General features: G+C 58.8%; 14 protein-coding genes. 7 read left to right on the top strand and 7 right to left on the bottom strand.

Annotated elements, in window-relative coordinates:
- The first annotated feature begins 179 nt into the window (after window positions 1-179).
- Complete coding sequence (locus tag AB1576_01585; GenBank protein ID MEW6080489.1) at window positions 180-602, top strand: hypothetical protein; 423 nt, start codon at window positions 180-182, stop codon at window positions 600-602.
- A 506-nt stretch (window positions 603-1,108) separates the two neighbouring features.
- Entirely contained in the window at window positions 1,109-1,579 is a 471-nt protein-coding gene (locus AB1576_01580) for a hypothetical protein (GenBank protein MEW6080488.1), read from the top strand.
- Window positions 1,580-1,752: 173 nt separating this feature from the next.
- Here AB1576_01580 and AB1576_01575 read toward each other — a convergent pair whose 3' ends face one another.
- From AB1576_01575 to AB1576_01565, 3 genes are all read right to left on the bottom strand, one after another.
- Window positions 1,753-2,556: a GntR family transcriptional regulator gene (locus AB1576_01575; protein ID MEW6080487.1), complete on the bottom strand. Its 804-nt coding sequence runs from the start codon at window positions 2,554-2,556 to the stop codon at window positions 1,753-1,755.
- Between the two features lie 164 nt (window positions 2,557-2,720).
- Window positions 2,721-3,287, bottom strand: a complete 567-nt coding sequence (locus tag AB1576_01570; protein MEW6080486.1) for an acetamidase/formamidase family protein — start codon at window positions 3,285-3,287, stop codon at window positions 2,721-2,723.
- A 167-nt stretch (window positions 3,288-3,454) separates the two neighbouring features.
- Window positions 3,455-3,640: a hypothetical protein gene (locus AB1576_01565; protein ID MEW6080485.1), complete on the bottom strand. Its 186-nt coding sequence runs from the start codon at window positions 3,638-3,640 to the stop codon at window positions 3,455-3,457.
- A 270-nt stretch (window positions 3,641-3,910) separates the two neighbouring features.
- Here AB1576_01565 and rpsT point away from each other — a divergent pair, with 270 nt between their 5' ends.
- The 4 genes from rpsT to AB1576_01545 all read left to right on the top strand — a co-directional run bounded on the left by rpsT (window position 3,911) and on the right by AB1576_01545 (window position 7,234).
- Window positions 3,911-4,177 carry a 30S ribosomal protein S20 gene (gene rpsT / locus AB1576_01560; protein ID MEW6080484.1) on the top strand — a complete coding sequence of 89 codons (267 nt, stop codon included), beginning with the start codon at window positions 3,911-3,913 and terminating at the stop codon, window positions 4,175-4,177.
- 71 nt (window positions 4,178-4,248) lie between these two features.
- Window positions 4,249-5,904 (top strand): CapA family protein, encoded by a 1,656-nt coding sequence (locus AB1576_01555; protein ID MEW6080483.1) that lies wholly within the window; start codon window positions 4,249-4,251, stop codon window positions 5,902-5,904.
- Window positions 5,905-5,914: 10 nt separating this feature from the next.
- On the top strand, window positions 5,915-6,508 hold the full coding sequence (locus AB1576_01550) for an isochorismatase family protein (GenBank protein MEW6080482.1): 594 nt from the start codon (window positions 5,915-5,917) through the stop codon (window positions 6,506-6,508).
- 69 nt (window positions 6,509-6,577) lie between these two features.
- Window positions 6,578-7,234 carry a hypothetical protein gene (locus AB1576_01545; GenBank protein ID MEW6080481.1) on the top strand — a complete coding sequence of 219 codons (657 nt, stop codon included), beginning with the start codon at window positions 6,578-6,580 and terminating at the stop codon, window positions 7,232-7,234.
- Window positions 7,235-7,354: 120 nt separating this feature from the next.
- On the opposite strand, the gene holA is transcribed toward AB1576_01545, so the two are convergent.
- The 4 genes from holA to groES form a co-directional block, all read right to left on the bottom strand.
- Window positions 7,355-8,371: a DNA polymerase III subunit delta gene (holA, locus tag AB1576_01540; GenBank protein ID MEW6080480.1), complete on the bottom strand. Its 1,017-nt coding sequence runs from the start codon at window positions 8,369-8,371 to the stop codon at window positions 7,355-7,357.
- A gap of 341 nt (window positions 8,372-8,712) precedes the next feature.
- Entirely contained in the window at window positions 8,713-9,171 is a 459-nt protein-coding gene (gene safA / locus AB1576_01535; GenBank protein MEW6080479.1) for a SafA/ExsA family spore coat assembly protein, read from the bottom strand.
- Window positions 9,172-9,307: 136 nt separating this feature from the next.
- Entirely contained in the window at window positions 9,308-10,930 is a 1,623-nt protein-coding gene (gene groL, locus AB1576_01530) for a chaperonin GroEL (GenBank protein ID MEW6080478.1), read from the bottom strand.
- Window positions 10,931-10,961: 31 nt separating this feature from the next.
- Window positions 10,962-11,243 carry a co-chaperone GroES gene (groES, locus tag AB1576_01525; GenBank protein ID MEW6080477.1) on the bottom strand — a complete coding sequence of 94 codons (282 nt, stop codon included), beginning with the start codon at window positions 11,241-11,243 and terminating at the stop codon, window positions 10,962-10,964.
- A gap of 179 nt (window positions 11,244-11,422) precedes the next feature.
- On the opposite strand from groES, the gene AB1576_01520 reads away from it, so the two are divergent.
- The gene (locus tag AB1576_01520) at window positions 11,423-11,602 is read left to right on the top strand and encodes a hypothetical protein (GenBank protein ID MEW6080476.1); all 180 of its coding nucleotides are present in this window, start codon (window positions 11,423-11,425) and stop codon (window positions 11,600-11,602) included.
- The last annotated feature ends 44 nt before the right edge of the window (window positions 11,603-11,646 follow it).

Raw genomic sequence — 11,646 nt, 5'->3', positions numbered from 1 at the left:
ACTCTGGTCATGGGTGGTCTGAGTCTCCTTTCTGACCCCGTTTCTCCGGGGCCCTCGGTGTATTTGGCTACACCTTCAGAATAACTCAGGCCGCCCTCTTTTTACAGGAGCCTCAGGACATCACCTTCTGACTTGCCGGGTGGGTCGCTTTTGCCCAGCCTCACCTGTGCGTGAGAACGATGGCCACGCGGGATCCCAAGGAGGCTAAGATCGCGGGGCTGGTTGGCACCGTGTGGGTTTGCCTCATGATGATAGGGTCGCTCTCCTTAGGCATCCTCGCGAGAGCCCTTTCCACCAAGATGGGCACCCCCTTGGCGGATCCCGAGACAGCAGCGCCGTTCCTTGTCAGCAACCTCTTCCACCCAGCTGTCGTAGGTCTCCTGACGGTTGCCACGCTAGCTGCGCTGATGTCAAGCGATTCTCAGTTGCTCATAGCCAGCACCAGCCTTGTCCGGGACCTGTACCACAAGATACTGGGGCGTGACTTATCGGCAAAGACTGAGCTTCTTTACTCTCGCATTGCCGGGTTGGTAGTCGTCGGCGTCCGCCCTGATTATCGCCCGAGTCCCCCCCCCCCCCCCAGGCAATCTACTTCCTGGTAGGGCTGGCATGGAACGGAATGGGTTCCATGTTCGGCCCTTCGTTGGTGGCAGCCCTCTGGTGGAAACGCGCAACAATAAGGAAGGTGTGCTGTCATCGATGATTGGTAGCTTCGTCGTGAGCATGATATGGAACAATACGCCAGCGCTTAAGGCGATGCTGCACTTCCAATGGGCCTCTCTAACAGTCACCCCCCTGTGTGCTGCTAATATTCGTCAGTCTTGCCACTCGGCCAGCCGAGGGTATCGAAGAGGGGTTCAGGTTGGTGGCACAGGCATCGGTTAAGCCGAGCGCGGACTATCGCCAGGCCCTAGCCCAGGAGAACCAGGCAACTACGAACTCTCTTCGCCAAGAGCAACCTGTCGTACTGTGGCCGGGTGTCGTCGGTCCAAACGATGTGAGGGGTTTCCATAAGGGGATAGCCAGTAACCCTTATCGCGGTTCCGTCGGCACCCGATTTTTCCCAGAGAGCACCAGCATACACATCTTACCACCATAGGCACCAGCCTTGGAGTACAAAGGGGGCACGCTGATGAATTCTAGAGAGCGGGTTCTAGCCGCGCTTAACCTTAGAGAGCCCGACAGGGTCCCCTATATAGAGCTGCAGGTTGGTGACGCCTTTGTAAACCATTTTCTTGGCTTGGATACCGGGAACAGAGGTGTCGGCCAGTCCCTGAACACCGTGAGGGACTGTGGCACCGAAAAGGCCTTTTCCTCGGCATTGGGCAAAGACAACATCATATCTTCAATAAGACCACCCTTCCTGGCTGAAAAAAGGATGGGAAGGGATGGAAGGGTGGTATACGGTCGGGGCCTCATTACTACCAAGGAAGACGTCCTGAACATCGACTTGGCTGATCCGACTGACAAGGCCTTGTACGATGCCGTCAGGCAGATGGCTTCGGAAAAAAGAGGACTTCGCAATGTGTGCCATGACCCGCTTGGGGATGTCCAATACGTGGATAGGAATGGGCCTTGAGAGATTCACGTACGCCCTTTGGATGACCCTATATTCGTCGAAGCAGTGTTGGACGTCTATGCCAGTTGGGATACATCTTACCTCAGTTGGGTAGGGGCAGACTGTTGCGGCCGTGATGCCGGTGAGGCGGTGGAGCTCGCTCTCAAATTGACATGATGATCTTACCTATTAGTTTAGTCGACCGGGGTTGTCCGTGAGGCATCGGGAAAAGAACGCTCAGGCCGTATCTTGCTCTTGCGCCGTTCGCTCTTCTGAATGACGCCGATCTCCCTCAGGAAGGCTGTCCTAGCTTTCTCCACATGCATTATGGCCAGGTGTTCGGCAAGGGAGGATTCTTTGTTTGCTATTGCCTCAACTATTTCACTGTGCTCCATCCAGGCCTCTTCTCTCCGTCCAGGAATCATGAGCGAAACTCGCCGGGTGCGGGTGAAGTAGTCGCTATATGTACTTAACAGGACAAAAAGCCTTTGGTTCTTCGAGGCCAGATAAAAGGCCTCGTTGAACTTGGCATGGGCTTGAAGAAGCTCCCTGATGTCTCCTTCACCCGACTTCTTAATGTGTTCCAGTGTTTCATAGAGACGGTCGATATCCTCATCGTCAGCAAACTGGGACGCTAGGCGAGCAGCATAGCCTTCGAGGATGGCCCGTATCCCGAAGATGTCCTCAAGTTCTTTAGGTGAAATCCGCTTAACTACCATTCCTTTTCTGGGCTGATGTTCAGCTAAACCCTCCAACTCCAGCTTACGGAGAGCCTCCCGTACCGGAGTGCGGCTAACTCCTAACTTCTCTGCAAGATCTAGCTCGATAAGTCTTTGTTCTTCGCTGAATAGCCCCTCAAGTATGGCCTTGCGAAGGAAACTGTAGACAATATCCCGGGCTGGTTGGTAGTTCTCACGCCTTATTGTCTTCAGAATATCATCCATTTCACTGCTGTCGAACATTGCGTGTCTCCTCTCGTTGAGGTCCGCAAGCCTCAACAAGTTCCTACTGGCTCATACCTAGAGAATACTCCGAAGGCTGACGAAGTCCTTCAGGAACTCACAGATGCTGCGAGGATGGTCAACCCTGAGTGGTTACGATGATCATCCCCATCACAGGACATAGGACGGGAAAATCTACTGTCTCGCCTTGGCCCCTCGACTCAAATACCCCTTGGGCATAGACGCCACGAGAGAGTAGTTGGTGTCCACGATGTTTCCAACATAAACCGCCCACCTGGGTGAAGAGCTGGTAGGCCTCCCAGCGAGAGTACCCGAACTCCTCCTCCATCCAGAGAATGATTTCGGTACAGGCGATGCGGGCGGCATCCTATCGGCCTTGCGCTTCCCACCACCATGGCCGCATCACTTGATTCAATCCGAGGCCATGCTATCTTTTTCTCCTTGACCACGTCAAAGACCACCGTCACCTTGCACGATATCTTCAGGACCACGCCGCAGGCTTCACCCTGACCCTGGTTTCCATGGCAGTCCCCGGTGTAGAAAAGGGCGCCGGGGTTGGAGACAGGCAGGAAGACGGTATTTCCCAGCCTCACGTCAGGGACATCCATGTTTCCTCCGAAGGGGCCCGGCGTCAGGGAGGATATGGCCTCCAACTCCGGAGCCACGGAGAATGTGCCCATGAAGGGACGCGAGGGCACCCTCACCCTCAAGTCCTCGCTGTACAGGCAAGGGCCATCCTCTCCCTCCTCCAGTCTCCATATCCACACCTTCTCCGGCAAGGGTTCCTGGAGTAGCCGGGTGAGTCCCGTTGACGTAAGTCCACCGAAAAAGGCATAAAGCAGCTGACCGCAAAATCCCGGGTGGGCTCTATGCTCTTGATGCGGACAGCCAGCGTGTCACCGGGTTCCGCCCCATTGATGAAGATGGGCCCTGTCTAGGGGTTTAGAAACTTGGCAGTTGCCAAGGCGATGTTCGGCAGGTCCTCTTTCGACTTTATCCGGCTCCCAAAGGTATCGTCAGTGTGAATGGTCACCCTGTCACCGGGGTTGACGTAGGCTACGGGAGTCTCATATGGGCTTAACACGTAACTGTACCTGTCGGGAAGCACTTCCACTGCCACTGCCTTTACCTCCCCTAGTACCGCTGCTGAGGTCCCTGAGATCACCACACCACTGAAGTGAAATCCTATCGTGCCTCGGTCAAAGCCTCGATCTTTCTTCCATGCCCTGGCAGCAAATCCTGCTAGTGTACGGCTCTGTGGTGGAAACCAGCAAGACTCACTGGCAACATCGGTTGGTAAAGGCGGGAACGCTGGGGACCCGCCGCTCCGGAGGCAGTCATTGACTTCCTCCAATTGCGAAGGTACAATTGTCCTGGAGGTGAAGGGATTTTGGCCAACATCAAATCGGCCGAGAAGAGGCAACGCCTCGCGGAACGGCGGAGACTGAGAAATGTTATGTGGAAGAGCCGGGTGAAAAAGTCCGTCCGTCGCTTCCTGGGAGCGCTGCCTGCCGGCCAGCCGGAGGCCGTTACGGCCTACAGGGAAGCCGCTCGGATTATCGATAAAGCGGTATCCAAGGGCGTCTATCACCGGAATTCCGGCGCTAGGAAGAAGTCCCGGATGGCCCGGAAGCTCAACCAGGCACTTGCCCAGTAGACAACCCTTTCTGAACCAGGAGACTGCCGGGAGAGAGCAGTCTTCTATCTTTCCAGGGGGTGAGTCCCTTGGTGCGTTCTCGGAGGCCCCCTCTGGGCTGGAAGGCAATCCTGCTGGCACTCGTGCTCCTCATGGCAGGAGCCGCCTACGGCGCCTACGCTGTGTACGCTGTGTACGAGGCCAACCCAGCCTCAGGGAGGCCCGCCGGTGAAGTCCTGCTGCTATGCGACACCGAGACCGCAGGCGTGGGACGCCAGCTGTCCGCCCTGTTCGAAGCTGCATACCCCGGCTGCCGGGTGGACCTCCGGGAAATGCCCTTTGCTGAAGCCCAGGCCCTTCTGGTGTTCGCCGAGGCTGACCTGGGACTCTACCCTGAGTCACAGGACTTGGGTGACCTTCACTACCAGCGCCTGTTCTTCCACCACCGGATAGCTGTTTCCCCCCTCTTCGGTCCCTGTGAATCGTTAACACTCTCCGAGGCTGAGACCTTGACTGGCGGCACCCTGAGTGATCCCTTCGGCACAACCTGTTTCCTTACCACTTGGGATCAGATGGAGCCCGGGATGCGCTTGGTGCCCGTCGAGGGCGTGCTCCCCAACCCTGAGAACCTCAAGAACGGTACCTACCCCTTGACCAAGCCTGTGGGTATGTACTGGGGCACGCCCCCTAGAAGAGGCATACTTGACCTCTTCCGGTCCCATCCGGAAAACGCCGGGAACATCGAGGACTTCCGCGAGCTGGCCGCATCCCCCGAGAGCGAGAAGGTCTACTACCCTGGCATGGTAAGCCACATCACCCTGCGGGCAGCCGGGGATATCATGTTGGGACGAGGTGTGGATACCCGCATGCAGGAGTTCGGCTGGGACTACCCCCTGGCCCAGGTTGCCCAGTACCTGTCCGAGGCTGACCTGTGCATCGCCAACCTCGAGTCCCCCATTGGCGTAAAGGGCCAGCCCCTGCCGGGCAAGATGATATGGTTTAGAGCCCGGCCGGAATCAGCCCAAGGCTTGGTCCAGGCGGGAATAGAAGCTGTGAACCTTGCCAACAATCACATCCTTGACTATGATACGGAAAACTTCCTGGAGACCATGGAAATCCTCGATAACCTGGGCATCCGGCACTTCGGAGGCGGCAGGGACATCCACGAATCGCGGAAACCCCTCATCCTGGAGTCTGGCGGCATCCAGGTGGCCTTCCTAGGCTACTGCGAGTTCGCTCACCCAGACCTGTTCTGGAGTGTCCAGTATCCCCGGACATTCGAAGCCAAAGAGGGCGTCCCCGGTATAACCCCCATAAACAAGGACTACATATCCGAGGATATCGCACTTGCTCGGGACGAAGCTGACGTCGTGGTCGCAATGTTCCACTGGGGGGCTGAGGACGTCCACTACCCGGAGCCCTTCTGGATAGACCAGGTGGAGATAGCGCGCTTCGCCGTGGATGCCGGCGCCGACCTGGTGCTCGGCACCCACCCCCACGCTGTTCAGGGCATTGAACTCTACAACGGGCGTTACATCGCCTACAGCCTGGGGAACTTCGTCATGGATCAGAGGAGGGAATTCCAGAAGGAATCCCTAATACTAACCTTTACCGTGACCGAGAGGGGCATCTCCTGCCTCGCCTTGGACCCCTGCTACATCACGGAGTGCCAGCCCAGCATCCTGCAGGGGGAGGCCAGGCGGGATCTCCTGGACAGGGTGGCACACTACTCTAGAGGCCTTCGCTAGGAGGACATCCATGATCCCCCGGGCTAAGCAATCCAGCCTTTCAGTGGTACTCATCGACGCCCAGCCGGCCTTCTGGGAGGCCATGTGTGGCGACCCAGAACCCGTACTCTCGCGCCTGGAGCAGCTCCTCATAGCCTGCGAGTGGTTTGATCTCCCCCTCCTGGCCACTTTCGAGGAACCCACGGAAGTGAAGGGCTGGCTTCCCCAGCGCCTGGAAAGGGTGTTCCCCCACCAGGGGCACCGTATGGTCAAGCGAACCTTCGATCTAATCCAGGAACCCACGATAGCCCGGGGACTGGCCCAGATGGGCCGGCCTCAACTGGCCCTGGCAGGCGCTGAAACCGACGTGTGCGTCCTCCAATCCGCCCTGGGACTTCTTGAGGCGGGCTACACAGTCTTCCTCCTGGAGGATTGCGTCTTCACCTCCGAGCCGGACCCCAGGACCGCACTTCGCAGGGCGTACCAGGCAGGAGCCGTCCCGTGCACCTACAAGACCCTCCACTACGAGCTACTGGCCACGGTGGATCCCCTGGCCTGGCAGGAGAAGCACCGTGAAGCCGTTTCCAGGGGATTTCGCGATCCCGAAAGCCTCCCTCCCATCTAGTCCCAGTTACCGAGCCACATTCACCCCTAGGCCCCAGCTGCATAACATGGCCTAGGAGGTGTCAAGCGCTTGGATCATGCCATCATTCTGGCAACCCGCCTGTTCCCCAACGGTTCGCCCGTTAGCGAGACCAGGCTTAACAGCCACACGATCCTGCAATACCAGCTGTCTTTGCTCCGCGCCTACCATGTTCCGAGCATAACCGTGATCACCAGCTCCCCTGCCCGTGGGGAGTTTGGCCGCCTTAAACCCAAGGGGCCTGTTTCGTCCCAGCTTTGGGAAGCCCTCTCCTCAACAGCCAGGGGCAACCATGTACTCCTGGCGGACGGGGCCTGTCTCTATTCAGGCTCGCACCTGGCTCACATACTAGACTGCCCCATAGAGGCGCTAATCACCGTAAAACCAGCGATAAGCCACAGTGAGCCAGGCGTGCGCGTGGTCACCGCCAGCTGCGGGCGGGTAAGGGATGCGGGCAAGGGTATTGATCCCCCTGTGTTTCCCTGGGACCTGTGGAGCGGGCTTCTCAGTCTCAGGCCCAGGGCGGCAAGGGCCATGAAGGCGCTCCTGGCCGGGACTGACTGCTCCGCCCTGGATCTCGGCAACATTCTCGGCTTTTTCGTCCGGTCCTACCCTGTTTACGCCTACGCCTTCGACGGGCGCTGGGTGAGGGTGGAGGATAGCGGCGATGTGGAAATGGCGCGAGGATTTGTAAGAAGCCACGGCTGAAGATCGCACATAACACTCTCCCGGGATGAAGGTGAGGCCTCGCACCTTCTCTTGCCTTCTTCGCCACCGGCGGGTGGCTACCTCCCCCCATGCCCTGGAAGGCGACCGCCCAGGGAAGTGCTATGTAGAGCTGGTCAGGTCAATGATGAGCCTCTTCAGGGCCTCGCCCCCCCCAGCCTCTCCTGTCTTGAGCGCGAGGTCGACCCTGAGAAGACCCTCCATGGCCTCCTCCAAGTCACGGGAGGAGAAGTTCTTAGCCTGCCTGTGGTATCTCTCAGCCAGGAAGGCTTGAACCTCCAGGAGTGAAGCCAGTTCACCAGCAGGCTTGTCCAGATCCTTCGTCCTTACCAGGTATCTTACGTGCCTGGCCAGCATGAATAGGATGTAGGCGGGCTGAGCCCCTCCCTCCAGGAGGTCCCCCAGAGCCCTCAGGGCCCCCCCCGTATCCCGGGCACCTAGGGCATCTGCAAGATTAAAGATGCCCTGGGCAGTCTTGTTGCTTAGAACCCTCTTCACGTGATCCTCCTCCACCCGGGGGGAATTGGCGTAGAGGAATGCCTTCTCTATCTCGTTGTCCAGCGCCCAGAGGTCCAAGACCCCAGCATGAGCCAGGAACGCCACAGCAGACCTGGTGGGGGTAGCGCCCCGGGCCTCGAACCTCTCCTGGATCCAGTTCTCCAGCATCTTGCCCTTCATGGGTCCGCAGTCCACGGTGGCGCAGGACTTCGCGAGCCCGCGACAGACAAGAACCGAGAGAGCACCCTTCTGGGGCACGGAAAACACCAGGATAGAATGGGCGGGGGGTTTCTCCAGGTAGGACAGGATCGAACTGAGGCCAGTGCCGGGTGACACCTTGTCGCCTTCCTTCCCCTTGGAGGCGAAGACGGGCCCGTCTCCCACCACGATTACTCGCACCCGCCCGAGGAAGGGAATGGTGCCCGCGAGCCCTGAGGCAGCCAGCAGGCCCTCATCAGTCCCCTCGAACCGGTGGAAGTTCAGGGTTTCGTCCCCTTTGGCGATCCAAGCCCTCTTCACCGCCTCGATGAACTCCTCGTGGAGAAAGAGCTCTTCACCGTGGAGGAGGTACGCAGGTCCTGGGCTTGCCTGGACGCTGTCGAGAGCCTCTTTGTACTTCATATACAACCCCCCGGATGCCCAGGATGCGTCGTCATTCCGGACGGCCTGGTGCAGGGCCATCCTCCAGGTGCACCGTGTGACCGGGTCCCGCCTAAACCCGGAATTGCACCAAGCCCAGGGAGCAGGCTCTCGGCCCAGCCTTCGCAGGAGACTGGGGTTATGCCAGGCGAGGAAGGAAGGCCCCTCGCGTAAGGGGGGCCAGCTAAGCCGGAGCCGGCGGTGCCCCCTTACTCCCCGTTACACCTAGTTCGGGAGGGCACCGGTCATGTCCTGCGTCAAACCACCCCAGAAAGCCCGTGCCGGGGTGGCCAACCCTTGGCGCCCCGGCACTCCACAATCTTCTAGCCGACGCTTCCGTCTGGGTTTACCGGAGGGGGTTCTTCATCTCCGCCTCCGGATTGACCACCGATGGGATCTGGGCCCGCGCTCGGATCCAGCAGCTTGCTGGGAACACAGATTACCTGCCCGGGGAAGATCAGGTTGGGATTGGCTATCTGTGGGTTGGCTCTGATGATTGCCTGCAAGCTCACCCCAAACCGCTGGGCAATGGTGAATAGGGTGTCCCCCCTGCGGACCGTGTAGAGGAACCCACCAGGGCACGCAGGCGGCGCCGGGCTGACCGGCACGCAGATCTGCTGCCCAGGGAATATCAGGTTCGGGTTAGCGATCTGAGGGTTGGCCGCGATCAGCGCGTTCAGGGACACGCCAAAGCGCCTGGCGATGAGGAATAGGGTGTCTCCCGGCCTTACAGTTACCAGGAAACCTTCAGGGCAGGGTGGCGGCGGTGGGATACGTTGCATCTTTGATTCACCTCCTGGGCCAACGTATGCGGGTTTTTCGCAAAGTGTGCCTGTGGTGAGCCAGGCCGTCACCCAGGGAAAAGTACGGGCCCCCCACAAGCGGGGGGCCCGGATTTACTTCTTCTGACGTCCCCTTTTAGTAGTCCATGTCAGGGGCTGGCGGGTAAGGAGGCTTCTTCTCCTTCTCAGGGACCTCAACCACCAGCACCTCAGTTGTCAGCACCATTGCAGCCACGCTTGCAGCGTTCTCCAGGGCGCTCCTTTGCACCTTGACAGGGTCAACGATACCGGCCTTGGCTAGGTCAACGATCTCCTCGGACATGGCGTCCAAGCCCCAGCCCTTCTTGTTCAGGCTCTTGACCTTCTCGACTATGACTGAGCCTTCGAGCCCCGCATTATGGGCAATCTGGCGGAGAGGCTCCTCCAGGGCCCTGCGAACGATGGCCACTCCCACCTTCTCATCGCCTTCAGCCTCTACCTTATCCATCTCGGGGATGATGTTGACGTAGGTGACACCTCCGCCGGCCACAATGCCCTCTTCCACAGCAGCCCTTGTGGCTGCCAGCGCATCCTCCACGCGGTGCTTCTTCTCCTTGAGCTCCGTCTCAGTGGCGGCACCCACCTTGACAACAGCCACGCCGCCAGCCAGCTTCGCCAGGCGCTCCTGGAGCTTCTCCCTGTCATAGTCCGAGTCCGTATCTTCTATCTGCTTGCGTATCTGGGAGATACGACCCTCGATCTTCTTCCTGTCACCCTTGCCCTCGACTATCGTGGTCTTCTCCTTGTTTATCTTCACCTTGTTGGCCTCACCGAGCATATTCATCTCGACGTTCTCCAGCTTGATCCCGATGTCTTCCGAGACGAACTGCCCGCCGGTGAGAATGGCGATGTCCTCCAGCATGGCCTTGCGCCGGTCACCGAAACCAGGCGCCTTCACGGCAGCACAGCTGAAGGTCCCGCGGAGCCTGTTGACCACAAGGGTTGCCAGGGCTTCGCCCTCGACGTCCTCGGCAATGACCAGGAGGGGCCTGCCGGAGCGGGCCACCTTCTCCAGCATGGGCAGGAGGTCTGTGACGGCGGAAATCTTCTTCTCAAAGATGAGGATGTAGGGGTTCTCAAGAACCGCCTCCATGGCCTCAGGGTTGGTGACAAAATAGGGGGAGATGTAACCACGGTCGAATTCCATGCCCTCCACCACTTCCACGGTGGTGGCAGTACCCTTGGATTCCTCTACGGTAATGACGCCGTCCTTGCCCACCTTCTCCATGGCTTCGGCTATGAGGGTTCCGATGGCGGAGTCATTCCCAGCGATGGCCGCTACATGGGCGATGTCTTCCTTGCCCTCGACGCTGACGCTGAGGCTCTTGATGGACTCCACGGCCTTGGCGACAGCCTTGTCAATGCCCCTCTTCAGGAAGATGGGGTTGGCACCGGCCGCCACGTTCTTGAGTCCCTCTTTCACAATGGCCTGGGCCAGGACCGTCGCCGTGGTCGTGCCGTCACCAGCGACATCGTTGGTCTTGGAGGCCACTTCTTTGCACAGTTGAGCCCCCATGTTCTCGTAGGGGTCTTCCAGCTCGATCTCCTTGGCTACAGTAACGCCGTCTTTGGTGATCTGCGGGGAGCCAAACTTCCTATCCAGCACCACATTGCGTCCCTTGGGTCCAAGGGTTACCCTGACAGCACGGGTCACAGCGTCAACGCCGCGCTCCAGGGCCTTCCTTGCTTCAACGTCAAAGGCCAGCTGCTTTGCCGGCAAGGCGCATCTACCTCCTTTTCCTAGATGATCCTTACTTGATGGCGAGAATATCGCTTTCCCGGAGGATCAGGTGCTCTTCACCATCGATCTTGATCTCCGTACCGCTGTACTTGGAGTACACTACAGTGTCCCCCACTTTTACCTCAGGGGCTACCCGCGTCCCGTTCTCCAGGAGCTTGCCGGGACCTACGGCTACCGCAGTCCCCTCCTGGGGCTTATCCTTGGCTGTGTCCGGCAGGACTATGCCGCCCTTGGTCTTCTCCTCGGCGGCGCTGGGCTTCACGACTACCCGGTCGGCAAGCGGTTTGATCACCTCATACCCTCCTTTCCGTGATTAGCACTCACCCAAGGCGAGTGCTAGTAGCAATTCATATATTAATAGACATTCCTGGCAGATGTCAATGGCCGCGGACAAGTTTTTCTAGGGAACCTCATCGCTACCTCATGGGTCAGAAACTGGTATAATCAACAACAGGGAAAGGAGGGAGGGGTGTGTCACCCATGTACTTACTGGGTAGGTCGTTCGCGGGCATTGTCTTCGTGCTCCTGTCCCTGGTGCCTCTCTTCATGGCCATCTACGCCTTGATCATGCTGAAGGCCGTCAAGGATAACACCGAGGCCACCCGGGAACTCCTCCAGGACATCAAAGAGGTACTCAGGCAGCAGGAGTAGATGCCCCGGGGTCCGTATCGCCAAGGCATCAAGCGCCCCGCCAA

Source organism: Bacillota bacterium (assembly GCA_040754315.1).
GTDB lineage: Bacteria > Bacillota > Sulfobacillia > DUSP01 > JBFMCS01 > JBFMCS01.
Note: the sequence above shows the minus strand (reverse complement) of the source record. Positions and strands in the feature narration are given on the sequence as shown.